The organism is Actinomyces ihuae, from assembly GCF_001457875.1.
In the GTDB taxonomy this organism is placed as follows: domain Bacteria; phylum Actinomycetota; class Actinomycetes; order Actinomycetales; family Actinomycetaceae; genus Pauljensenia; species Pauljensenia radingae_A.
The window spans coordinates 1,238,788-1,263,527 of record NZ_CZPX01000005.1 but is presented as its reverse complement, the minus strand read 5'-3'; the positions used below and the strand labels follow the sequence as shown (position 1 = coordinate 1,263,527).

The window sequence follows — 24,740 nt, the reverse complement described above, 5'->3', positions numbered from 1 at the left end:
AGAGTCTTTCTGGGACCACAGTCACGTCCAAGCGCCGCGCGCCGGCTCAGGGCCTGGCACACCGATCCTGACACCTGGTTCACTCTGTCATCCTCGGTGCGGCGGGTCTGCCGGCTTCGCTCTCATTGCCCGCCGCAGGCACCTGAGGCAATCAATCGCCTTCTACAATCGAATTGTCACGTTCTGAAAACAGCCTTCATACCGAATGGAAACTGTCCCCTGGCCTAGTCGGATGCGGTGGCAATCTTCCAGCTGATCGCTCGTTCTCTGGTATTCACGAAGTCACGGTAGATTCCGTCTTGTCTGCTCAGTTCATCGTGCTGTCCCTGCTGTACAACGCACCCATGGTCAAGAACGACAATCTGGTCTGCATTTCTCACAGTCTTCAGGCGATGAGCAATCATCACAACTGTCTTGTTCCGAGTGAGAGTTTCGATCGCGCTTTGCAGCTCAGCTTCATTTTCTGGATCAACGTTGGCTGTCGCCTCATCCAGCAGAATAATCGGCGCGTCCTTCAGCAGGGCACGAGCGATCGACAGGCGCTGGCGCTCACCGCCGGACAGTGTCGCGCCCGCTTCTCCCAGCACAGTGCTGTATCCATCAGGCAAGGCTTCGATGAAGTCATGGCAGCAGGCCTGTCGGGCAGCGCGCACCACGTCCTCATGAGTAGCTGTCGGACAGCCGAATGTGATGTTGTTTTCGACCGTGTCACTGAACAGATAGACGTTCTGGAACACCATCGCGAAGTGATCCATTAACCTGTCATAGGACCATTCCCGGACGTCGTGCCCACCCAGCGTCACGCTACCGCCCTGCACATCCCAGAAGCGGGCTATCAGCTTCATGAGCGTTGTTTTCCCAGAGCCTGACGGGCCGACGATGGCGCAACTGGTTCCCTGTGGAATTGTCAGGTTCACGCCGTGTATGACTGCATTTTCTTCGTCTTCGCCATATGAAAATGTCACGTCCTTCAGGACCAAATCACTGGTGTCAGCATGCGTAATGGAGCCTGCCTCAGTCATCAGCGGTGTGTTTTCCACTTCATTGACTCGGTCCATTGCCAGGTCGATCGACGGCAACATGAAGGACAAAGCGCCTGCAACCTCGATTTTGCTGTACACAAAAAACGCGCCAACGATGACGAGCAGACAGACAAACAGCTTCATCGAATCTGCGACATAGAAATATATGGATGCAGCAATCGCGGCAACGGAGAAGGTTCTGAGCACTATCTGTTGAATCATGGTCGGCGGAATACTGACCTTTTCCAGCCGATAGTTCTGACGTTCGGCCTCACCGATAGCTGTGTCCATCGATGTGTTATGGCGATCGGACATCCCGAATGATTTCACGACTCCCACGCCCTGGATGTACTCCATCACTGCATCTGCCAGCCTCGTCTGAGCATCGAGGCGGGCAGGTGAATATTTGCGCGACAGGACGATCATTCGGGAATTGACTACCAGCATGGCGGCCACGCCGCACAGATACAGCAGACCGATCCTCCAGTCGATGATGATGAATCCGCAGCTGAGGATCGTGGCATGAAGCACGCCGGTCAGCACGCGCACGACGATGTTGCCAGCCAGAGATTCCAGATCTTCCATCGTCGAGGTGCAAACTGCGGTCAAGTTACCCAGGCTGCGCTTGTTGAAAAAGCCCATCGGCATGAAACGCATCCGCTGGCCAATGTTGATGCGTTTGTCATCGAGCATCAGGTAGCACGCTTGCATCTCGAGGCTGTATCCGGCGTAGTGAAGGGCCGATGCCAGAACGACCGAAACTATCAGAAGTCCCAGGCTGATCCACATGATGCGCGCTGTCATTGTGCCATTGACAAGTGCAAACAACACCATGAACAGTGGAACGATCTGAATGGAAGTGGCCAGCGACCGTAGACATTCCAACGCAATTGCCCAGTACCAGGAGCGTCGGTGCGTGCCCGAAAAACGGAAGAACTTTGCGAATATCGAGATCATTTCGTCGCAACCTCCGTTGCCATATCGCGTGCCGATTCATGCGCGTCCCACATGTGGTGATAGAGCGGACAGTGAGCCAGAAGATTGTCGTGAGTATCGCAGGAAATAATGCGACCGTCATCCACAACCGCTATGGCGTCGGCGTCGATGACCGTAGAGAGTCTGTGCGCAATGACGATCATGGTCTTGCCTCGAGCCAGACGGCTGACGGCACCTTGAATAACCGCCTCATTTTCCGGATCCGTGTAGGCAGTTGCCTCATCAAGAATGATGATCGGTGCATCTTTCATCATCGCTCGGGCTATTGCAATGCGTTGGCGCTCCCCGCCTGATAGATGCCCACCGGAGAATCCGACGCGCGTGTCGTAGCCGTGGTCGAGTCCCATGATGAACTCATGGCAACCGCTTGCCTTCGCAGTGGCAATCACCTCATCATCAGAGGCATCTGGCCTGCCGACTCGGATATTGTTCATAACCGTGTCGTTGAAGAGATAATTGTCCTGAGCAACATAGGCAATGGTCTGAGAAATCTGGCTGAGCGGTATGTCGCGGATGTTCTGCCGGCCGATTGTGATTGTTCCGCCTGTCGCATCCCATTGCGAGGCAATCAGCCGGGCAATTGTTGACTTTCCTGAACCGGACGGCCCCACCAGCGCAGTCACCTTTCCTGGAGCCACCGTGAGATTTACCCCCTTTAGAACCAGCTCGTCTTCATAGGAAAACTCAACGTTTTTCATGACAATTTCCGATCCGTCGAGTTTGACCGGGGTGGACGGTCGTTGCATCTCAGGCTGCTCAAGCACCGAATTCAGCTCGTTCGCAACTGTCGAGATCTTCGAAATATCACTGGTGAATAAAATGGCTGTAAAAAGGGGTTCGATGATTCCCAGCGACAGGATGATGACCGTCACGAAAGTCGCAGCCGGCAAGGTCCCGTTGATTGTGAGGAGGCACCCTATCGGCAGCACCCCGACCAGAACCGCCGGCCACACATTCATCATGATGGCAGTCCATGGCAGTGTTGCGCGCATCCAATCCAGCATCAGACCGGAATTAGCCTGAACAGCTTCAGTGAATTTCCGGTAGGAGGAGTCGGTCCGGCTGAAGGCCTTGATCACTTCGATCCCACCTACATATTCAACAATGGCGGCGCCCATATGTTTCTTCGCCTGCACAACGCGGCCGTATTTTTCCGCGTAGCTCCGCATGCCGATCATGTACGCGAAGATGCCGATTGGAATTGTGACCAAGGAAGCGAGTGCCATTCGCCAGTCGAGGGCGAACAGGTACACCACTATTCCAAGTGGAACCATCACGTTTGCCGTCAGCTCCGGAATGACATGGGACAGAGGCACCTCAAGCTGTTCGGTTCGCTCAACGAATGCCGTCTTTAGCTCGCCCGAAGGAGTATTGATCAGATATCCCATGGGGACACGATCGAGCTTGACCGCAAGCGACCGGCGCATTTCGGAAAGCACAGCGAATGTTGCGCGATGAGAAATAAGTGTGGATGCACCTGAAAGAAGCGCTTTCGCGATGTGGCCCAGAACAGCGATCACGCACCACAATACGTAAAAGCCTGCCTGCGAGTGTCCTGCGAGCAATCTGGCAATGAGTGCAGAAGCAGCGACGTACGGAAGGAATCCGCACAGCACCGCCACTATTGCCAAGAGTACGGAAAGAAAATACTTGCCCTGATGGGGTTTCACACAAGCCCTCAGCACATTCATCGATGTTTCACATTCCTCTCACAGTGACCAAAGAGCCTGGATCTCGATGAACGGGGCTGGCCACACGACCCGGATCCTTTAGTGCGCGTGACGCATGGTGCATAGCGTCACCATTCCCTTGCGCACTTCGCGGATAATTTCGCAGCCACATGCATGCGCGATGTTTGCAATCTCGCCCGGACGGAAGACGTAGTGGCCGAGAAGACGCATAAGTGCCGTGTCAATTGGCTGTTTGTTGGGCGTTTCTTCGCAATAGGTCTGAATACGAAGAAGACCGTCGTCTGCGAGCGCGGATGCGACATGGTGAAGAGCTTTCCTGACATCTCCCATCTGATGCCATGCTCCGCAAAACCAGATTCCACGGGCGGCTTTCATAGGTAAGCCATCCATCAGATCTGCCTGCGTGTAGGTGACTCGCGCAGCGCTGGTCTGCTTTGGCTGCCTAGCGCGGGCAATGTTCAGGGCGTTGTGCGAAATATCGACACCATGAATAGTGGTGCCAGCGCAATGCGGCTCCATCGACAGTTTTCGCGCAAACCAGCCCGTTCCACAGCCGATATCAAGCAATACATCACCTGCACGCAATTGCCACCCCTGAGGTGTATGCGACAACAGTTCACGGTAGATCTCGTCAAATGTCAGAGATTCACCGGCATACTTCTTCAGAAAACGCGGGTGGATTGTCTCTTCATACCGCCGGAGCTTTCTGGGGCGATCCATGCTCCACTGCGAAAACGACTTCACGGTTTCTCCATTCAAGATTGGCGAACTGGTCTTACAAGCCTCGCTGGGTGCGGGAAATTCGCGCACCATATTCCTGGGATTGCGCCAACAGGTAGTCAGCAAGTTTCGGCAGATCAGCAACCTCGTAGGCTCCTGGTTTGATCTTGTCCGACACGAGGAATCGCGCTGCGCTGGCCGCCGCCACCGCAGTGAATTCATACGAAGTCAACCCTGACAACGACACAGTGGTAAGTTCAGACTTTCCCTGCATCGCGATCGACAGGGACGCAGGATGAGGCTGATTTGCCTCGAGGGCTTTCCTCGACACGCTGCGTGATGCTTTCCTGGCAAGCCAGGTGGAAATCACCGGCAAAGAGAAAATCCTCTTCTGCTGCAAAGCTGTCACCATCTGCCCGGACAGTGCTTCAAAGGCAACAAAGTAGCTGTAGTCCTGCACCTGGGGAAATACTTTGCCCACAGCACCGATATCGGGACACTCGTACCCGACAAATCGTTCTGCAGGTACCTGATGCGGGATTGTCACTATTTGCCTGTTCTGCATCATCCGATAGCCGCCATGCATTGTCGACATCATTGACTGCACGGCAGCCGCACCGGATGGCTGCCCTTTCCCGATGGTGAGTTCTGCACGAATCTGCGTGATGTCGTCTGTCGGAATGCTCATCATCAGAGCGGTCGACAGGCCAGGACACAGGCCCGCGCCCGTTACCATTACCACTCCGGCATCCCGTGCAGGAAGCGCCAGGATCGCTTCCCTGGCATCGATGGAGTCATTGACATCAATGTAGTTGGTGCCTGCTTTCATACATAGCAGAGCTACTTTGTCGAGGATCTTTTCGAAGGGACCGACACATGCGATCACCCAGTCATATGTGCTGAGCACATCGATGATTCTCGATGTCGACCCCGACAGGTTGAGCGTCACTTGATGCGGGTCGTCACTTTCGTGCCGCGAGCTGTAGTCAACGACGGCGTCGCTGTCAGCGAGCAGCTTTCTCACGCGAGTTCCGGTGACACCGGTTCCTCCCATCACCAGAATTTTCATGCCTGGCCTGCTTCCTTCACTGATTGGCGTGTACAGGTGTGAGTAATGAATTCTTCAACTGCCTGAACTGTCGGAGCGCTCGTTGGGCCGATGACAAAGGAATAATGGTTTCCCACTACTTTCTCTGTCTGGCGACAGTCCGCAAACTTCGCCCAGTCCGCGTAGTTATAAGCTTCACCGTCGTCGGGAACGACGATAAGGGTTGGAATGGCGCAATAAGATGGCGCGTACTCGTTTCGAGCAGCAATGAGGGTGCGCAAGGTGGACAGGTCGCGAACACGTACCTGGCCGGCGCAGACACCGAGGTCTTCGAGCAGGGAGTCGGAGAATGTCTGGGCGATCTTACACACCGCCTGCGGATCGTTCTCGACGCTGCTCCACAGCTCCAGCAGGCCTGCTGCTTTCTTCTCATACACCACACCGGCTCGTTTCAGCACTGTCTCATCGGCCTGCAGGGTGAATTCTCCAACGGGGGCATGGGCGCCCGGAGCCAGGCTGTCCAACAACACCAGCCCTTCGCACCGTGACGCCAGGAGGGACGCCAGAGCGTGCCCCAACGTGCCGCCGGCACTCCACCCCACGACGACAAAACGCGTCGACGGGGCGAACTGTCGGTCAATCTCGGCACGGTAGTGCTGCGCGATTTCTTCAACACTGATGTGCTGGGGCCATTGCCGGGCAAAGTAGTCAAACTTCAATCCCCAGATCTGAGGCCCCGCCTTCATTCCCAGCGCCAGGTCTCGATATATGTCGACGGTTCCGAACCCGCCGTGCACCATCACGATGACCAGTTCCTGGTCGCCCTGCCTGAGCAGGCTGAGCGAGGAAGACCGTTCATCCTGTTGAACCACGCGGGTCGAAAGCTGAGCGAGTGTGCGGATCGTGGGACTGGCCAGCGCCTGGGCGAGTGGAATCTTGCCGCCCGCATAGCGCTGCACCTTCTGAACCAGCTGAACAAAACCAAGAGAGTCGATGCCGACGTTGAAGAGTGATTCATCAAGATCAGTCTGCGAGTCCAACGCGTAGTCCTCATGAAGCCATCGGCGAATCTGCTGAATGCTTCCAGAAAGTTCGGTGGAATCGTTGCTTGCCTGAACCGTTGGAGTGCGCGTGTCGATATCTGCGCCTCGCGTGGATGCCCACGAATGCCGAATGGTTCGCAATACCTCGACTGGCACGGTGGAACTCAGGCTCCCTGACTCAGCGTACTGACGGAGGGAGGATTTAAAGTACGCAAAAATCTGTTCCATCAGGGCTGGATCGAGGATCTGCTCAACGAAGTCCCAGGAGATGTTCAAACCGCGTGCTGTTGGTAGAACCTGGTGGTCGATCAGAACCTGCGGAGTTTGCGAAATCGCATACTCAATGTGCCCGAGCACGGAGTTTTCGGCTTTCTTCGCATCAAAAAGCAGGGACGTAAACACAAATGGCGCCAGGGCCTGTCCTGCGAACCCTTGGAGACGCCCCATTTCTGCCAGCATCTGTACACCTGAGCGGGAATCGTCTATCTGTTCAAGAAGGAGTTGCTGGATCCGTGGCAATGCGTCCTGGCCCTCCGATTCATCGAAATCTATCAGGGCGATACCCGTGAAATCTCCGAACATTTCTTCGATTCCAGGCAGGTCGTAATTCCTGTTGTACGTCGTGACATTGATGCCGATCTTGCCCTCCCTCGAAGACAAAGCAAGGCTGGAGGCATATGCATAGAGCAGGACTGTGGACAGGGATACTCCCTGCTGTGCGGCGTAAGACCTGATCTTTTCCACCAGATCTTCGAAAACGTCCCACGACATTCTGCGCATATGTGGCCTGGCGACAACGCTCGTGTTCGCCGGCAGGACATTGCCGAGGGGGAATTCCTCCATCATGCGCTTGATTTCCGAGCTGTACGCATTGGCGCGGTTTTGATCCTGTATGCGCTTAATTGCGATCACGTGATCTCGATACGATCCCGCCACAGGAGGCAACTCTTCGCCTCGATACGCTCGGGCAAGATCCTTGATGAAGATACGCTGGCTCGCCCCATCGCCAATAATCATGTCGATGCTGAAGAAGAGCCGATGAGTCCCATCCGGCAACGCGTGTGCCTGCAGTCGGAACAGCGGCCATGTACCCAAATCAAAGCATTCGTGGCTAAGCGCCTCGCGTTCGCGCATTGTGGCTTCAGAGATTTCGCTGTCTGAGGCACAGCGCAGATCCTTGACGTCAACGGTGTAGCGGGGAACTTCCGGCAAGACACGCTGACGGCCATCATCGGTAAAGACGGCTCTCAGCATTTCATGTCGTTGAATCACCGCATTGAGAGCGTTTTCCAGGCGCTGCATGTCAGCATGGGTGACAGATTCAATATAGAAGTGCTCACCTACACCGCCAAGATCGAATCCCTGCTGACGCCCCACGTAATAGGCCATCTGCATCTCAGTCAAGGGGAATGGCGCATATGGATCATGTTCGATTGCAGTCATAGCGTTGTGCGACTGCTCAGACGCCTGGGCCGATTCAACCAGTTGCGCCGCCTGGAGGACACAGGGATTGCGAATTAGATCGCGGAACCTCAAACGTCTGCCGGTTCGTTCTCCAATCAATTTCAGCAGCATCTGGAATCTCAGAGAGTCTCCACCCAGAGCGAAGAAAGAGGCGGACGGGTCCTCGACGCGGGTGTGCAAGACTTCTTCGAAGAGTTCTTGCATGTTCAGCTGGCTTGAATCACTGGGGGTGCCGGCAACACTCTCCCCGCTATCACACGATGGCGAATTATCGTTGATTGTGCCTTCGAATAAAGCCTTCAAGGCTTTCTGGTCGAGCTTCCCGTTCACTGTCATCGGTATGGAATCAACGGGAATTAACGCACGCGGGATCATGTAGTCCGGCAGCTGCTGGGCAAGCTCGTCGCGGATCTGTGTGCCCTGGACACCATCACGCGGCACGTAGGCGCATACCAACGATGGGGTGTGCGCCCCTTCCATGATTGCCGCACACGACGTGATGACCAGCCCGGACCTGCTCAGTACTGATTCGATTTCTCCCAGTTCAATCCGGTGTCCAGATACCTTTACCTGTCGATCCTTACGGCCAAGGAACTCAACGAATCCTTCGTGATTGAACAGCCCGATGTCACCGGTCCTGTAGCACCGTCCCAGTCCGGGTATGTCACGAAATGCCTCTGCCGTGAGCTCAGGTTGGCGGGCGTATCCCAGAGCGACTCCCTGCCCTGATATCCAGATGTCACCGGGCACACCTCGTGGGCACATCGTCAGGTCGTATCCCAGGATGTGAATTCCCTGGCCCGCCAATGGGTAACCATACGGGATTCGGTTATCGAGGCTGTCCTCGTCGAGTGGGAACTGAATCGACCATATGCTGGCCTCCGTTGCGCCCCCGAGACTGTAGATCTGAGCGTTGGGAAACACGGCGTGCGCACGCGCCGGCATCGATGCCGGAATGCGGTCACCGCTGAGCATGATTGTCCTGACAGAGTCGAATCTGTCTGTTTGCTCGCAGCGCAGCAGTGCCAGTTCCATGAGGGCCGGCGCGGAATTCCACACAGTGATGTCCTGAGTGCGCAGAACATCGATAATCCGGTCGGCGTCTCGTTCATCGTGAACCATGACAAGTGTGGCGCCGGCAGCAAGTGAACCGAAGATGTCGTAGACGGACAGGTCAAACCCCAGGGACGACAAACCAATGATTCGCGAGTGTGAATCGACTCCATAGCGATCGTTGATGTCACTGATGGTCCCTACTGCACCGCCGTGGGAAATCTCCACGCCTTTGGGAACGCCGGTTGATCCTGACGTGAAGATGATATATGCCAGATCTTCACGCGATGGCGATGCATCTGAGACGAATTCACGCTTCACGCGGCTTTCACGCAGAGCCTCGTCGGTCGTGATCGTAACGGACCCTGGGATAAGGCGGCGGATCGCATCGCGACGGTATGCAGGCAGATGTGCTGCAACTGGAACATAAGCGGCACCGAGACGCAACGCCGCGACCATGGCGACAACGTCGGCAGAGTCTTTAGCGAATTCAATAATGACTGTGCTTTTCTCGCGCGCACCTTTTTCACGCAGATAGGCTGCCACGTTACCCGATGCTTCCCACAGCTCCTGATAGGTATAGCCGGGATCGGCAATGATTGCCTGGTGCGTCGGGTACTTCCGCACTGAATCTCTGACAAGGTCGAGCATGGTTCGCACCGAGTCGCCGGCCCGAACCGAATTGTATTTTTCGGACTCAATGACGGTGGCCTGATCAACCACGGGCAACGCATCGTGACCATCTGCGATGCGAGCCAGGAGCGACTTAAGGCACTCGAACATGTCTGTGGCATAAGGGAAATATTCGGGCACCACGTCCCACGACAGGTTAATCTGCCCATTTCCCGCCGGCATTGCCTGCATGTCGAGGCTGACTTGCGCTGTTTGAGTGTACAGATAGTCAATCTTCAGGTCAGAATTGGACGAGCCACCCAGATAACTTGTAAAGACAATCGAAGCTGTGGCCTGTTCCTGGTTTTCTTCCGTGCGCAGGAATTCAGTCATCACCTCCACCCCGCTGACGCTGCCGTGCACGATTCCGTCATGCATGTCTCGACTAATCGTTGATGCCAGTTCACCGATAGTGTCAGGATTGTCGACATCAATTCCCATCAGCATGGATGACGTAAAATCGCCCATCACTGACTTCCCCGGATCAAGTGCAGTTCGCCGTGAAACAGTCACGTTGCACATCAATCCCGGCGAATTGTTCCATCGTGAGACAACAGCAGAACATGCAGCCAGGATCAGAGCTGAAAGGCTCGCACCTGCCTTTTCAGCGACGCGTTCCAGTTTGCGTGACAGGTCCGCGTCCAGACGGTTATTCAGTCGCTCTGTGTGCCAGGGGTGATCTCCCATCACGCGGTGGGCAGGACACGTAGGCGTTGGAAAGTCCTGCACTTTCGTGCGCCAGTATTCCAGGTCACGCTGCCGCACAGATGCCTGAAGATGCTCAGTAGTGAGCCGGGTAGCCTGCCTCAAGGGCATTGCTTCAGGAAGATCCTTTCCTGTCAGAATGTCTCGGAGCTCGCGGAAGAAGACATACAGTGATCCGGCATCCATGATCACCATGTTGAAGTAGGCACACAGTGAAGCGTTTTCGTTGCCGAGAATGCGCACTCCCACCAAAGGCCCGTCTTCATTCGACTTCCGTGCCTGCTCCATCAGCTCCTCTCGCACGCGCGACCGGGCTGATGGCGAATCATCCTCTTGAGTTTCTATCGAAATGCTGGAGTCGGTGCGCTTCAGCGTACCTGTCTCCAGGTCGGGACGGTAGCTAAAGACATCATGGCGCTGAGCGATTGTACGCACAGCGGCAGCAACTTCATGAGCACTCGTCTCAAAGGCGGCTTCAGCATAAATGAATGTCGATTGCCCGCCCAGTTCAATGTCCTCTTCCGATCCCAGCAGATACGCAATCTGGATCGGACTCAGGCTGATTTCGTGATCGGGATCGGCAGCCTGATCAGATTCCGCCCGTTTTTCGATAATTCCAACCAGGTCACCAACAGTTGCGTCATAGTCCAGTCGGGACAGATCTATGGTGGCTGACAAACGCGCTTCAAGGCCGAGCACAGCTTGCATCAGCATCATCGAATTGGGTATACGAGCCCGCAGCAGATCATGAGGTTCAAACGTGACATCCACGATTGATTCAAGGATGTCGCATACAGTCTGTGCGTCCGTCACAGGAGGACCTCCAACTCTCGACGCAACTTTTTGCCGTTGGCAGTATGCGGAATCGCGTCAATACGCATAATCCTGCTGACCGGAATTCCGGCATCGGTCGCCATCACGCCGATAATGTCCTTATCGCTGACGTTCTTTTCGGTCACGGGAACAAACACAACCACCTGTTCTTCACCGCTTTGCGGGTCTGTTCGTCCCAAGACAACTGTCTCGATCTCCAGTTTTGTCATCAACAGGGATTCCAGGTCCGGTGAATAGTAGTTTTTCCCGTTAACAAAAATGATGTCTTTCTTGCGGGCAACGACGTAAAGGTTGCCCTCGTGAATCAACCCGATATCGCCGGTAGCAAGGAATCCATCCGAGGTGAGATCATGTTCAACAACACCGTTCATGCCTATCGACTCGTGTGTCAAGGAGGTTCCACGAATATAGATTTCACCCACTGTGTCAAGGGACAGCTGCTCACCGGCGTTATCACGAATCGACACTTCCATCCCAGGTACTGCCTGACCAACCGATACGAATTCCGCTCCGTCGGGTTGGGCAATATCGACATAGCGCGCACCGATCGCCACACGGGCTCGATCCAGACACACTGCCGTCAACGGCTCATATATCTGAGTGGTGGAAATCTGCAGACAGGCCTCTGACATACCGTAGGCCACGACAACGGCATTGGACCGAAGCCCGAATTTCGCCAGAGCCTCGCAGAAGGCATGGGCTGCTCTGCTGTCAACAGGTTCAGATGCGCTGATTATTTTCTGCACGCTGGACAGATCGTAGGAGGCTCCCTCGGGAATCCCGCGCGCCTTGAGGTAACGCAAAACATGAACAAACCCGAAGTTCGGGCATACTGTTACGGTTGCTCGATGGCGTGAAATGGCTTCGAACCAGTTCAGCGGGTTCATGATGAAGTCTGACGTCGGCATCAGAACCTGTGAATAACCACGGAAAATTGAATAGACATGGAAGCCGAGCAGTGAGAAGTTGTGCGTGAGCGGCAACCAGGTGAGCATGCAGTTCTCAAAACGCTGTGGCTGTCGAGGAATGGTCGCCTGCATTGCAGACATCAGGGTTTCCTCAGTCAGGATGATGCCTTTGGGGTCTCCTGTTGATCCCGACGACATCTGCACCAGCCGAATGGATTCGCCGTTTGTCTCAGACAGAGGCAGTTCTTCGTATGTTTCAGTGCTGTTAACTGTCTGAACCGGCAGACACCGTTCACTGTGGATATGCGGCGCAGTACGTTCATCGGTAAGAATCACAGCGTCCGGCAGCATGTCGGCAATGCGGCTTACACGTTCCTGATCGTTGGTGGACACGGCTGGCGGTGCAGCTACAGGTATGGCGCCCAGCCAGATGCAGCCCCAGAACAAATCAATAAGATCGCGATTACCGGTGAGCTGGAAGACCACGTGCTGACCTGGGCGCACTCCCCGGGCAGCGAGTTTCCCTGCGACTCTCGGGCTCTGGTGGTAAAGATCAGAGTAGCTGAGGAAACTTTCCTCGCCGCGCACAATAAAGGTTATACCTTTGTTTTTTTCGTTTTCCAGATCCTCTAAAACAGACAGGAATTTTCGCATAATCAATACTCTTTTCTAAATCCAGAACGATATGACAATGGCCAAAAAGATCAATAAAATCGTTATTGGGTCGCGCAGCCGCCATAAATAAGTGTGGCGATATGTTTTTTTCGAGAATCGACCAAAGCCACGCGATTCCAACGTGTCGTTCAGACGTTTCGAGTACCTAATGGACTCGACGAATAGTGGAAATGCATAGCGCACAGGGAGCAGAATTCGCGTCAGAGCTGCATTGAATGCGCTGCCCGCTTTGACGTTTCGCAGTCGTACTGCGGCTGCTATGAAGGGCTGGGTGTTGTGCAGATACTGCGCAATCGACACGCCGCTCAACATGATGCTGCAGTATGTGTACGGCACTTTGAGCCGCTGCGATACCGCATCCGCCAGTTGGGTGACGGTTGTCGCCGATCCGGCCCACAACGAAGCAGCCAGGATCAGCGATCCCAGTGCGCCGTGTCGAGCAATGCGCGCCACATCAAGAGTTGCTCCCACATACCAGCTGCCACGCAGCGCCATGAGGGAAAAGGCCAGACCTGCGCACGTTGCCGCGACAGCGTGGAACACGAAAGTGCGCCAGTTTCTGTGGAAAGGTACAGCAGCCAGAAGAGCTCCTGCGCTGAGGGCCGCAACAGCCTCCGCATGAGGAAGCACAATCCCCAGAACGATGAGTCCGATGAGCACTCCGATAGCGGTGACCGGGTTCAGGGGAACGGTCGCATCTGCTGGGCGGCGACGGGAACGGACAGGACCGTGTTCATCGGATTTGACTTCAGAATTCACACGCGTGTGCGTACGACTCATATCGACACTGACGTCACGCGGCAGCAGTTCCTCGTCGTGTGAGCTGACAACAACTATTCCACCGTTGCGCGCATAGGCCTTCAGGACTGTTCCCAGCACCTGGCTTTGGTTGAAATTCGCCGTTGGCTCATCCAGGACAACTAGAGGACGGTTTGACAACAAACACAGTACGATCCCCAAGGCTCTTTTACGGTTCCCACTGAGCGAGTATGGAGATTCGCCAAGAAGATCGGTCAGCCCAAAAAGTTGCGGCAAAACAGCAAGATCCTGCGGACTCAAAGGACCCTTACTGTCGCTCCTAACGAAGGCACTATTCAGTTCTTCTTCAACAGTGTTCAGGACAAACTGTCGTTCAGGATTTTGCTGCGCCCAATCGAGCATTCCATCTGGAAGCCGGCGAACACGTCGACCATTGACCGTTATTTGCCCACCGTCAGGTTTGACAGCTCCGGCGATAACGGCCATGAGCGTTGTCTTGCCGCACCCATTTGGCCCAGTCAGCATGTAGATGTGTCCAGGTTGAAGGTCAAGGCTGACAGCATCCAGTCTGACAGGATCGTGACCGCATGTGATGTTGCGCAAACTGATGGCGGGGCCTTTCAGGGCACCGTGTGCGTGTTCGAATGAAACAGGTTCTGGGGCGCGGTGAGGCTGTCGCGGTCGAGGAAGAGCGACGAGGGAGTCTGCCCACTGCGGCTTTAGGGTCCGGTTCTCACACAGGACAACTGCGATTCCATCATCTGCCAATTGTCGCAGGACGTGGTAGACAGTGTCCCGACCTGCTTTGTCGATGTTGCTGCACGGGTTATCAAGAACCAGCACGTCGGGTCTCCGGGCGATCGCCGAGGCTAACGCCAAGCGCTGACGCTCTCCGCCGGAAAGCGTCCACGGATTTCTCGCTTCAAGTCCTTCCAGCTCCATCGCGCGGAGTGCCCATTGGCATCGCTTTTTCACCTCGACCGGTGGTAACAGGAGATATTCAAGCGAACTGGCCGTTTCGTCCAGTACTGACAGTGTCGCTACCTGACTGTCGGCATCTTCTCCAACGTAGACGACTTCGTCGCACTGAACGTGACCGCTTACGTGTAATGACGACGGCAGTAGCCCGCTCATGGCTCTGGCGTACAGAGTTTTTCCACTTCCGTGTTCCCCACTGAGCACGCAGAGCTGGCCGCGCGCGACCTGGAAAGAGATGGGACCAACAATTGTTTGCCCGCCATCAGAGATAACGGCAAGACTTTCCACTGAAAGCATCGGCAGCGGACCGTCACTAGTGCTCGCCGAGTACGCCGGTCAGACGCACCTTGGATCCGATGAGGAAGCACAGCCAGGTTCCTGCCAGCGCAGAAACCAGTGCGATCAGCATGCAGATGATCGGAAGCGTGATGCCGGGCGTTTTGATTCCGATACTTGCGGGCACCATGAAACCCATGAAGGCACCGAGGATACCTCCGGCCACGTAGTACTGAACGGTTCGCCAGGACCGGTACAGAGTCACCAGGAATGGAATCTCGACAATTAAACCTTCAAAAAGCAGAGCTGGAATTGCCGCCAGACCAAAGGGGGTTGTAACCGCTGAGATTACGCCGATAGCGCCGCAGGCGAGCAGAGCTGAGCCGGGACGCCTGACAAGTACGAGGGGCAGAAGGCAAGGAATCACCCACAGTCCCAGAGTCAGGGCAACAAGGTAAGTGTGGGCAAGGGTCGCGAAGATCTGCAGATACGTCAGCGGAACAATAACTATCGACCCAGCGACTCCAACTGCGACAGAGACGAGGAGTGCCTGCGTTATCGATAGATTCTTTTCATTCTTTACTTCCGCGTTCACAGAGCGACCCCTCTCGGTATAACCAAGCACTATTTACATAGTTAGGTTAGGGTAACCTAATTCCTAAAAATTATGCAACAAGGATTTTTTAAAAATGTGCCGACAGATCTATGAGGGCCTCTTTCCAGTACAGGTCTACGCGCGAGTGGCGTGGGGCATGCACGAGGAAGTGCTATTTGCGTCAGAGCGCACGTATCTACGAGGGGCGACGCGTCAACGGCGCGAGGAATTCATCAGCGTGCGAGCGTGCGCACGAGATGCCCTGAGATGTCTGGGCCTGTCCCGACCGCCATTGATCGCGCACGCTATTCGAGGATTGCAGTGGCCGGAAGGGACAACTGGTTCACTCACACACACCGGACAATATCGTGCTGCAGTCGTGGCATCGTCACAGGACGTGACAGGAATCGGAATTGATGCCGAGAGCGCGTTGCCACTACCCGAAGGGCTACGAGACCGAATTCTCACCCCCGGGGAGTGCCAGATTTTTCGCAGAACACCAGCCCTGGAAAATTCAGCGTGGGACAGGATCATTTTCAGTGCGAAAGAAGCCGCCTACAAGGCCTATGCTCCAGCGACCGGTCGCTTCCTGGATTTCCTCGACTGCGAGTTAACTACAGACCTGCAGGGAAAAGACCCACTCCGCATTGATTCCGGTCGCTTCGGTGTAGTGATGAAAGGTCGTGATAGAGCGCTCATTAACGGAGCCTGGATCATCGCCAATGGCTTGATTCACAGTGCTGCCTGGATAATGAGCGGAGTCACTGCTGCCTCATCCATGTCCCCTAATTGCTAAAAAGCCGGTTAGAGCCATCAGGAAAAGACCCTCATTTTAATAAAAGGCTTTGGGGTGCGCGAAACTGACGTGTCCTGGGTTTGCTTCCTAGGCGTTTGCCCTGGTTTCCATTTTCTTTGATGTGCTCGCGATGTTCCAGTAGTCGTTCTCGATCTCGACCGGGTTGCGGTAGTCGAGGCCTTGGTGGAGACGGGTGCGGCTCCACCAGTTCACCCATTCGAAAGTCGCGACCTCAACCTCGAGCACATCACGCCATGCGCGGGTATGGACCAACTCGTTCTCATACGAGCCATTGACGTTCTCGGCCAACGCATGGGCGTTCAACGCTAGCTTCTCGAACCTCGTCACGCTGCACACGGTGGTCTGTGAATCGGCACTTCCCCGCGAGCGTGGCGTGCCGAATTTGCGCCTCCCGATGCACATACCCCTAGATTTAAGGCCTCCCGATGCACATACCCCTAAATCTTCGCCTTTTCGTGCACATACCCCTAGATAAAGAGGGCGTGCTGCCTCGTCCGGTACCTGCACTACGCCGTGACCTGCATGTTTGAAATTCGGGTGGAATGTAGCGCCGTTAGATCTAGGGGTATGTGCATTTTGGCGAGAGTTTTTAGGGGTATGTGCACATCCGCACGCCTTTTTTAGGGGATTGCGCACGGCTGCACGTCATGGGGTTAATGCCCGGATTGTGTGTACGTGGTGTTGGTTTTTGTTCGGTGTGTCAGGGGTTTGAGCGCTGTGTACATGCTTTGAAAGCATGTATGGTCCATGCTGCTAGAAATCGGCCGCGTTGTGGTGTATGCGGCCACAAGCTTGTCAAGAACGGCAAAACCAGTGCTGGAAGAACCAGGTGGCGGTGCCGAACGTGCGGAGCGTCGAGGGTTATCAACCGCCCAGATACCACCAGGCGAGCCCAGGCATCACTTTTCGTGTCATGGCTTGTGGCAGGAGTGTGCGTCAAACAGCTGGCAATGCCGACAACCTCGTTTGCCAGAAAGGTCTCCTGGTGCTAGCAGGTCGATCCTCCGCAACCGTTGATCACTGGTGAGATTTATGATCAGATCATCATCGACGGGATTTATCTATCCCACCACTGGTGTTTACTGATCGCAACAAACGAGTCACACGTCATTGGCTGGCAATGGTGCGACCGTGAATCCGTAGCCGCATGGCAGGCGCTTCTTTCCAAGTTCCCAGCCCCTACCGTGGTCATCACCGATGGCGGGCCAGGAGCACTCAAAGCGATCCGGCAATGCTGGCCCGCCACCGGGGTTCAGCGCTGCCTGTTCCACGTATGGCTCAACACGAAAACCGACCTGACAGGGCACCCGAAAACCCCTGCCGGCAAGGCATTACTGCGCCTCGGAGGCAACCTCGCCGCCATCAACACTCTCGACGAAGCCGCCACATGAGCCACCCAACTCAACCAATGGTGGAACATTCACGCTCACCTCACCAGGCAACGAACCTACAACACCAGCTGGCAACCAGGACGACAACACTGGTGGTACACCCACTACCGGCTTCGACGCGCCTACCTGCGCCTAGCGAAGCTACTGGCCAACAAGTCCCTGTTCACTCATCTTGACCCCAGCGTTGCCACCCTTGGGATAGCAAGAACCACAAGCAGTCTCGAAGGCGGGATCAACGCCGGCATCAGAAAACTGCTCGCCGCTCATAAAGACCTGTCACAAAACCACATGCGAACCGCGGTCCAATGATCCCTCAACAACAAATCAATCCACCCCACCAACCGGTACGCTACCTCACCAGCCACTACCAGCCACCATCCCACAAACCCCTCACCACGCGTGCCGACAGCCCCGGCACACCAGCCCGCTACGACACCACCATCGACTACAACACCAACTACCAAGACGGATCACTACACATCAAAAAAGGCTGGGCCGGACACTCAACACCCCGCGACACGCCCACCCCATACACACATTTCGGGCACTCACCCCAAAATTCTTCGGCATAAACCAGATTATTCCCATCCACCCAAACGGAAGAAAACCCGGGACACTTCAGTAGACCTGCTCCCAACAATGGACAGACTTGGAGGATGGATACCCGCGCCGTTCACCCCCGGATATGCGAAAGCCCCCGCTCTCGCGGGGGCATCACCAGAGCCACCTGTGGGAATCGAACCCACGACCTATTCATTACAAGATTTTTTCCTCAAATCAGCATATATCGCGCTGCTCACGATGCTCGCGTTTTCATTTACCAGAATCGCTGGCAACTCCACAATCACCAGTCATTACGACAATACTGACCACTCCGGAAATGGCGGGCGCACGTCAAAGACAGCGCTGGCGCGCGCTCGATTGGTGCGGGTATTGGCGCAAACTTTAGGCATGATTACGAGACCAATACTTTCCAATCAGCTACTTGAAGCCTGGATGGTCGAAATGGCCGCCCGCTCATTATCCACACGCACCATCGATGAACGCATCCGCGTCGTGGAGCAATTCTCCAAACAGGCAAACCTGGACGCGCTCACGGCCACCTACCAGGACATCACGCTCTGGCTGGTGACCCTGCCCTCAGCCATCACGCGCCACACCTACTACGTCCACCTACGCGCGTTCTACCGCTGGCTAGTCATCACTGATCAGCGCGCGGACAACCCAATGATCCGGGTAGCTCCACCAAAACGCCCTAAATACAAACCACGGCCGATCACCGACGTTCAATTACAAGCCGCACTATCCTCGCCGCTTCGAGGCGGCACGCGTACACGCATCATGCTCGGAGCCTTCGCCGGTCTGCGAGTACACGAGATAGCAAAGATCCGTGGTCAAGACCTCGATCATGCCACTGGCTTATTGGAAGTCGTCGGCAAGAACCATAAGACCTCTGTTGTGCCGGTACATCCGATCATCATGCAGGAAGCGAGAAACTATCCGTTACGCGGCTACTGGTTCCCCTCACCAAAAGACCCTAAGACTCATGTGGAACGACGGGCCGTCGGCTCAAGTATTTCGAATGCCTTCGCCCGCGTGGGAGTAAAGATGACGTCACATCAATTGCGCCACTATTTCGCAACAGCACTGCTCGAAGCCGGTGCCGACGCGCGCGTCGTCCAAACCCTTATGCGTCACGAAAACCTATCGACAACAGCTCTTTACATGAACGTGAGCGTGCGCCTCCAGCGCGAAGCTCTCGACCTGCTACCAACAGTATTCAACGAATACCTTTTCTAAACCCGTACTCCTGAATTGCTGGAATAACTGGCAATGCCAGCCTTGCCGCAATCGCTGGTAACCCTACTGTTAAGGAAACTCATGTTAACAATTGCTCTTTGTAACCAAAAAGGTGGTGTCGGCAAGTCAACTACGACCTACCACCTTTCACGCGCGGCAGTGCTTGATGGAATGCGCGTCCTTGTGATCGACCTGGATCCCCAGGGCAACATCACATCTTCACTAGCACGCCACCCCGTAGGAGAAGATCAAGCAGGACTAGCTGACGTGCTCTCACATCGGTCGCAAATGCCTATCGCAGACGTCATTGTGCCCGGACTGTGGGAGGGAGTAGACCTCGTACCCACCACAGGCGAAGCACTACCAGTAGTACGAGATGAACTGGTAGTAGCAGGGGCAGGCCGCGAAAGCAGGCTAGACACCGCCCTCAAGGCCGTCGAACTCGACTACGACCTATGCCTCATTGACTGCCCTCCATCCCTCGATCAGCTCACCATCAACGGCCTCACCGCAACAGATACCGCCCTGATCGTTACCCACTCGAAACTGTGGTCAGCCAATGGATTGGCACGCCTGCTCACCTCGATTGAAGAAATCCGCCGCTACTACAATCCACACCTCACCATCGGCGGCATCATCATCAACCAACACGAGGCACGCACCACCAGCGGTGGCCACTGGCTCAACGAACTCAGCGATGAAGCCGAAAAACGCAGACTCACCATCTTCGACCCGCCCATACCCAAGAGGGTAGCCATTGCAGACAGCGTAGAAGCCTCACAGCCACTAGAACAGTGGCCCACCCGTGATGCGGCCGCTCTCGCCACCATCTACACCGACTACCTCCACGCCATCTGCCATCATCACGAAACCAAGGAGAAATGACATGCACATGAGTAAGCCACAACCCCGCAGATCCGCACTGACCGGACAAACGGTGATTGCACCGCGCGACAATCCACGCACACCCGAACAAGCGCCGGCCAGCAAACAAAAAATCACGATCACGTTAGACGCGCACATCGCTAACGCAGCACGCGGTGCATACCTGAGCGAACTCCCTTACGACGGGCCACGCACATGGAGCCAATGGGTCGAGCGAGCACTCAAGAAAGAAACCACCAGCGTGAATCGTCGCCTGAATCATGTGGCTCTCCCACAGCCACCGGGAACCCTGCCGGTAGGGCCACGATGAAGCGTTCACACACTCGACCAAATATGAATTTCCCGTTATCCTCTGTAAAAGAAACAACCCGTGGAATCCAAATGAACACTACTAACACTCCAGCCGTTGAAGACCGCGGTGACGCCACCCCGAACACGTCGGAAATCAAACCCGCATGGTACAAGCGAAAGCCTGTCCTGATAGCCCTCAGTCTCGCCCTAGTTGCTGTCCTCGCAGCCGTGGGCCTCATCTGGCATGCTCACGCGGCCACCGCCCAGGCACGCTCAGCCTTTGAAGAAGCACAAGACGAGAACACGCAGGCACAAACAGACCTCCAACACGCGCAGGCGGACGCTGACGCGCTTAGCGCCATGCTCGCCACTTACGCCAGCGACCTCCAAGCCGACGAATTCAACGCAGCCCGCCAGGCCACACAGGCCGCTCCTGACGCACCCCAAGTCGATGACGCCGATGAGCTCACCCGCGCCCAGCTGGAAAATGCAACCAGGGAGCTCACTGCCCACACAAATACCCTCGAGGCTGTCACTGGCACGCTCGAAGACGCCAACACGACCATTGAAAACCAGTTGGGCGAACGGGCAGACGCTGACCAGGCCGCAGCAGACAAGCAGCTGGCCGACGCGATCCAGGCAGCTAAAACCGCTCCGCGTGAAGGCGTGGACTCCACCATCCTGAATGAGCTTGACGACGCGCTTGAAACCGCGCAAACCGACGCCCCACAATCAGGGGACACAGCTCAATCAGACGCGCAGTCCGCATCTCAACCCGAATCCACACAGTCTGGCAGCACGCTGACAGTATCCGACTCAGTGCAAACTCTCCAAGACAGGTTCGCAACTATCGACACGACCCTCACTCAAGTCACCGTGCTAAAAGAAGCCACGACGAGCGTCAATGAAGCACACAAGAAATGGGCCGACACTCAAGCCAAAGCAAAAGCACAAGCCGACACCAGGCAAGACGCAGGAAACACCAGCCCATACGACGACAACACCGGATACACCAGTAACGAAGGCTCCAACGACTGGAACGGAGGCAACGCAGGCGGCAACGGCGGCTACAGCGACGGCGGATCAAGCAGTGAAGACGTGTGCGGCGGAGGCCAATACTGCTACAACCCCAACTTCCCCGAATGGATACAAGATAATACAGACGGAAGCTGGCACCACCAAGTAACGCCAGACGAAAACGGCAACGTGATAGGAGATGTTCAAGGCGAAATTTGCGTCGGAGACTGCAGCTAGTCTTTTTTCGTAAAAACATTCCGATTTGCCCGCTCAGCACCATGCTGGGCGGGCAAATACTGTGCGCGCACTATCTACGAAGTGGCTGAGATCCCAATAAGTGGGACTCAGTGATCACTGACAATCAACAGATGGAGCGAGTTCATGTCTACATCGACCATCGGATACCACTGGCGAGATCGAGCACTGAAAGTGGGAGCAACAATTGCCGCCGTTGTTCTCGCTCTCGTCGCAACGGTATCCGCACAACTACCTACTCATGCTGCTGGTTCGTGGGTGCGCGGCGTTCCTATCGGAGGAAGCGTAGGCTGGCTGGGGACATGGATTCCCTATAGCGGCCAGCCTGTCCCCGGTCTGTGCATTCAAGCAGATGCGGTGAACCCGTCGGCCTCGATCGCGGTCACACCGGGAGAACTGACCAGCCAGCCTAATCTTCGGCGCCCAGCTGACTTGAGCGTGAATGTCGCCCAAATGGCGTACATCATGAACAAGTGGACTCCAAAATCCCTGGAGTTCTCTAACACGGACGTGGACGCAGCCGCGACAGGATTCCTCGCTCACGTGAATTTTGAGAGCAGCGCGCAGGGAGCGGAAAAGTCCCAGCAAAACGTTGACGCCCTCCTAGGCCTCGCGCCCGAAAGCGTGCAGGCACGCGCCCGCCAAATGGTAGCCGAAGCAAAAGCCAAGAGCATCGTGGGCTGGGAAGCAGGCGAACCGGAAACCAGCGATCACATGTACGGAACGCTTGACGGCATCAGACTAGTAAACGGTAGCGGCAATCCTGTCGCGGGTTATCCGTTCACTGCCACGCTCAATGGTCCGGCTGTGTTCGACGCGACCGGCACCAAGACCTACACGGGAACAACCGCCTCTACACCTATTACCGGTATCAAATGGCACTCAACAGGAAATGGTACGGTTAGCGCAAGCGTCACATTCAAGAACATTACTGCTCCCGTGTTGGGCTTTGCGGCTCCTGGCGGAGCGAATCAGAGCGTCATCTATGACGTTGCGAAAGTAACCTCAAAGACTGTGACTTCTCCGTCGTGGGATGTGATTTTTGATTTCCGCCCGCAAGGTGTATCGAATGTGGATACCGCTAAGGTTATTGACAGTGGCAGCGAGCTGACTGACACGTTCACCCCAAACGCTGACCCGAACTACGGGGACGGCAAGTGGCTCAACATCGATGGCACTGACGTGCCCGTGAACTATCGTGCAAGCGTTTACTACGTCTCGGCACTAGCTCCGGCTGAACAGAGCGAAACTGTGCCAGAAGGCGCAGAGCTAATCAAGTCCGTCACCGTCAAGGCAGACGGGCCTGAAACGATGATTACCGCTAACGCGGGCATAGCACCGAAGGACGGCTTCTACACGTGGGTATGGGAAGTAAAGGCCGATGACCAAGACGCTGATTGGTCTAAGTACATTAAGGCCGACTTTGCTGACGGTTACGGCCTGGCAGACGAAACCACGTCGGTAAGGCACCCAGCTCAGATTGATTCGCAGCTGAGTGTGCGCGACACCAAGGCGGGCACCTACTTGGTAGATGACGTGTTTGTAACTGGTATGCCCAAGGATCACCCCAACTTTGAAGGCGCAGCAGGCTTCAAGGCAGACGAGAAAGAAATCTCTCACGAAGTACTGTTCTTCCCCGCTGGCCTTGAAGTAACCCAAGCGAACCGTGACAAGGCTGAAAAGATCGGTGAAACCGTCACCATTCCAGCCAAGAACGGCTTCTACCCCAGCATTGGTGACACGTCCTGGATCGCTAAGACTGGTGCGGACGGCAAGCTGGTCGCTGGCACCTATGTATTCATCTCCACCTTCGCTGGCGACGACCGCGTTCAGCCTCTAGCAACTTCCGTTGAAGACCAGACCGAACAGTTCACTATCGCACCCGAGCCTGGTATCCACACCACGCTCATGTACGAAAACAAGCGCGGCCCGGTCCCTGGATACGGCACGCGCACCCTTACCGACGTGGTTACCTACACCAACCTTGAACTCGGTAAGGAATACGAAGTAGTTGGCACCCTCATGGATAAGGAAACCGGCAAGCCCATGCTTGACGGTGCGGGTAAGGAAATCACTTCAACCACGAAGTTCACACCTGAAACCGCTAACGGCAGTGTCGAAGTCGCCTTCGAGCTAGACGCAGCACTCTTTGCTGGCAAGACCACCGTCGCCTTCGAGGAACTATTCCACGATGGCAAGTCCATCACCATCCATGCTGACATTACCGATGAGAACCAGACAATCACGTTTGAGCCTGGCCCGAAGCTAAAGACCACTTTCACCGGCGAAAACGGTGACAAGACGCTCACGCCCGCCAAGGACACCAAACTGATCGACACGGTATGCGACGCGAACGAAAAACTCGTTCCCGGCACCGAATACACCCTCAAGCTCAAGATTCACAACAAGACCACCGGCAAGATGGTCACGGTCGGCGACAAGGACTATGAGGTAACCGCGAAATTCTCGCCCCAGAGCCCGCAAGATTGCGGCAAGGTAATAGCCACGCTCGACACTACAGGCATGGCGAACACCGAGCTGGTTGCCTTCGAATACGTCTACGACGCTGACGGCCAGCTCGTTGGTACCCACGAAGATGCGAACGACACCGACCAGACGATCAAGCTCAAAGCCTCTGATCACTCCGACGGCGGCGCGGGACGCGACCTGGCAAGAACAGGTGCCACCACCGCTCTGAGCGGCGCAGCAGCGCTACTACTAGCAGGAGGCGGCGCACTCACCCTCGCCAAGAGACGCAAATCAGCCTAACTCTCACCTCCTAATATGACGGACGTGGCCCGCAGGAAACCCTGCGGGCCACGTTCCTATCAGAACGTCACTCAAC

Annotated in this window: 17 protein-coding genes and 1 pseudogene; 9 read left to right on the top strand and 9 right to left on the bottom strand. The window is 55.5% G+C overall.

All coding sequences use genetic code 11. The features are described from left to right. Positions 1 to 224: 224 nt before the first annotated feature. The 8 genes from BN3002_RS10170 to BN3002_RS10135 all read right to left on the bottom strand — a co-directional run bounded on the left by BN3002_RS10170 (position 225) and on the right by BN3002_RS10135 (position 15,439). Positions 225 to 1,979, bottom strand: a complete 1,755-nt coding sequence (locus BN3002_RS10170) for an ABC transporter ATP-binding protein (protein WP_058237733.1) — start codon at positions 1,977 to 1,979, stop codon at positions 225 to 227. Beyond that, entirely contained in the window at positions 1,976 to 3,688 is a 1,713-nt protein-coding gene (locus tag BN3002_RS10165) for an ABC transporter ATP-binding protein (RefSeq protein ID WP_257525634.1), read from the bottom strand. Before BN3002_RS10165 ends, BN3002_RS10170 begins: the two co-directional genes overlap by 4 nt. A gap of 99 nt (positions 3,689 to 3,787) precedes the next feature. Continuing rightward, on the bottom strand, positions 3,788 to 4,453 hold the full coding sequence (locus BN3002_RS10160) for a class I SAM-dependent methyltransferase (RefSeq protein ID WP_058237731.1): 666 nt from the start codon (positions 4,451 to 4,453) through the stop codon (positions 3,788 to 3,790). Positions 4,454 to 4,484: 31 nt separating this feature from the next. Continuing rightward, positions 4,485 to 5,498, bottom strand: coding sequence for a saccharopine dehydrogenase family protein (locus BN3002_RS11215; protein WP_058237730.1), 1,014 nt, complete (start codon positions 5,496 to 5,498; stop codon positions 4,485 to 4,487). Then, entirely contained in the window at positions 5,495 to 11,227 is a 5,733-nt protein-coding gene (locus tag BN3002_RS10150) for a non-ribosomal peptide synthetase (protein ID WP_058237729.1), read from the bottom strand. Before BN3002_RS10150 ends, BN3002_RS11215 begins: the two co-directional genes overlap by 4 nt. Then, complete coding sequence (locus tag BN3002_RS10145; protein ID WP_074026238.1) at positions 11,224 to 12,810, bottom strand: AMP-binding protein; 1,587 nt, start codon at positions 12,808 to 12,810, stop codon at positions 11,224 to 11,226. Before BN3002_RS10145 ends, BN3002_RS10150 begins: the two co-directional genes overlap by 4 nt. Before the next feature lie 15 nt (positions 12,811 to 12,825). Continuing rightward, the gene (locus BN3002_RS10140; RefSeq protein WP_074026237.1) at positions 12,826 to 14,865 is read right to left on the bottom strand and encodes an ATP-binding cassette domain-containing protein; all 2,040 of its coding nucleotides are present in this window, start codon (positions 14,863 to 14,865) and stop codon (positions 12,826 to 12,828) included. Positions 14,866 to 14,881: 16 nt separating this feature from the next. Then, positions 14,882 to 15,439 (bottom strand): ECF transporter S component, encoded by a 558-nt coding sequence (locus BN3002_RS10135; RefSeq protein ID WP_157843532.1) that lies wholly within the window; start codon positions 15,437 to 15,439, stop codon positions 14,882 to 14,884. 94 nt (positions 15,440 to 15,533) lie between these two features. Here BN3002_RS10135 and BN3002_RS11520 point away from each other — a divergent pair. Both BN3002_RS11520 and BN3002_RS11365 read left to right on the top strand, forming a co-directional pair. Beyond that, positions 15,534 to 15,812 (top strand): annotated as a pseudogene (locus BN3002_RS11520) (hypothetical protein); the annotation flags it as partial. Between the two features lie 6 nt (positions 15,813 to 15,818). Next, positions 15,819 to 16,235 (top strand): 4'-phosphopantetheinyl transferase superfamily protein, encoded by a 417-nt coding sequence (locus BN3002_RS11365; RefSeq protein ID WP_257525629.1) that lies wholly within the window; start codon positions 15,819 to 15,821, stop codon positions 16,233 to 16,235. 87 nt (positions 16,236 to 16,322) lie between these two features. Here the strand turns inward: BN3002_RS11365 and BN3002_RS10125 are convergent, their stop codons facing one another. Further along, positions 16,323 to 16,559 carry an integrase core domain-containing protein gene (locus tag BN3002_RS10125; protein ID WP_257525628.1) on the bottom strand — a complete coding sequence of 79 codons (237 nt, stop codon included), beginning with the start codon at positions 16,557 to 16,559 and terminating at the stop codon, positions 16,323 to 16,325. 344 nt (positions 16,560 to 16,903) lie between these two features. Between BN3002_RS10125 and BN3002_RS11565 the strand changes: the two genes are divergently transcribed. The 7 genes from BN3002_RS11565 to BN3002_RS10095 all read left to right on the top strand — a co-directional run bounded on the left by BN3002_RS11565 (position 16,904) and on the right by BN3002_RS10095 (position 24,664). Next, a complete protein-coding gene (locus tag BN3002_RS11565; protein ID WP_443592066.1) occupies positions 16,904 to 17,248 on the top strand; it encodes an IS1/IS1595 family N-terminal zinc-binding domain-containing protein in 345 nt (114 codons plus the stop codon). A 21-nt stretch (positions 17,249 to 17,269) separates the two neighbouring features. Further along, positions 17,270 to 17,647 (top strand): IS256 family transposase, encoded by a 378-nt coding sequence (locus tag BN3002_RS10120; RefSeq protein WP_058237241.1) that lies wholly within the window; start codon positions 17,270 to 17,272, stop codon positions 17,645 to 17,647. Positions 17,648 to 18,376: 729 nt separating this feature from the next. Next, on the top strand, positions 18,377 to 19,447 hold the full coding sequence (locus BN3002_RS10115) for a tyrosine-type recombinase/integrase (RefSeq protein ID WP_157843531.1): 1,071 nt from the start codon (positions 18,377 to 18,379) through the stop codon (positions 19,445 to 19,447). An 81-nt stretch (positions 19,448 to 19,528) separates the two neighbouring features. After that, on the top strand, positions 19,529 to 20,332 hold the full coding sequence (locus tag BN3002_RS10110; protein ID WP_058237722.1) for a ParA family protein: 804 nt from the start codon (positions 19,529 to 19,531) through the stop codon (positions 20,330 to 20,332). Between the two features lie 7 nt (positions 20,333 to 20,339). Next, complete coding sequence (locus BN3002_RS10105; protein WP_154955736.1) at positions 20,340 to 20,642, top strand: hypothetical protein; 303 nt, start codon at positions 20,340 to 20,342, stop codon at positions 20,640 to 20,642. Between the two features lie 71 nt (positions 20,643 to 20,713). Next, positions 20,714 to 21,877 (top strand): coiled-coil domain-containing protein, encoded by a 1,164-nt coding sequence (locus tag BN3002_RS10100; protein WP_058237720.1) that lies wholly within the window; start codon positions 20,714 to 20,716, stop codon positions 21,875 to 21,877. Between the two features lie 144 nt (positions 21,878 to 22,021). Then, the gene (locus BN3002_RS10095; RefSeq protein WP_058237719.1) at positions 22,022 to 24,664 is read left to right on the top strand and encodes a VaFE repeat-containing surface-anchored protein; all 2,643 of its coding nucleotides are present in this window, start codon (positions 22,022 to 22,024) and stop codon (positions 24,662 to 24,664) included. Positions 24,665 to 24,740 lie beyond the last annotated feature (76 nt).

What these genes read in the sequence shown, in the direction of transcription:
- BN3002_RS10100 (WP_058237720.1), top strand. Translation starts at nt 20,714, where the DNA reads ATGAACACTACTAACACTCCAGCCGTTGAAGACCGCGGTGACGCCACC.
- BN3002_RS11565 (WP_443592066.1), top strand. Translation starts at nt 16,904, where the DNA reads ATGGGGTTAATGCCCGGATTGTGTGTACGTGGTGTTGGTTTTTGTTCG.
- BN3002_RS10145 (WP_074026238.1), bottom strand. Translation starts at nt 12,810, where the DNA reads ATGCGAAAATTCCTGTCTGTTTTAGAGGATCTGGAAAACGAAAAAAAC.
- BN3002_RS10140 (WP_074026237.1), bottom strand. Translation starts at nt 14,865, where the DNA reads ATGCTTTCAGTGGAAAGTCTTGCCGTTATCTCTGATGGCGGGCAAACA.
- BN3002_RS10170 (WP_058237733.1), bottom strand. Translation starts at nt 1,979, where the DNA reads ATGATCTCGATATTCGCAAAGTTCTTCCGTTTTTCGGGCACGCACCGA.
- BN3002_RS10110 (WP_058237722.1), top strand. Translation starts at nt 19,529, where the DNA reads ATGTTAACAATTGCTCTTTGTAACCAAAAAGGTGGTGTCGGCAAGTCA.
- BN3002_RS10095 (WP_058237719.1), top strand. Translation starts at nt 22,022, where the DNA reads ATGTCTACATCGACCATCGGATACCACTGGCGAGATCGAGCACTGAAA.
- BN3002_RS11215 (WP_058237730.1), bottom strand. Translation starts at nt 5,498, where the DNA reads ATGAAAATTCTGGTGATGGGAGGAACCGGTGTCACCGGAACTCGCGTG.
- BN3002_RS10105 (WP_154955736.1), top strand. Translation starts at nt 20,340, where the DNA reads ATGAGTAAGCCACAACCCCGCAGATCCGCACTGACCGGACAAACGGTG.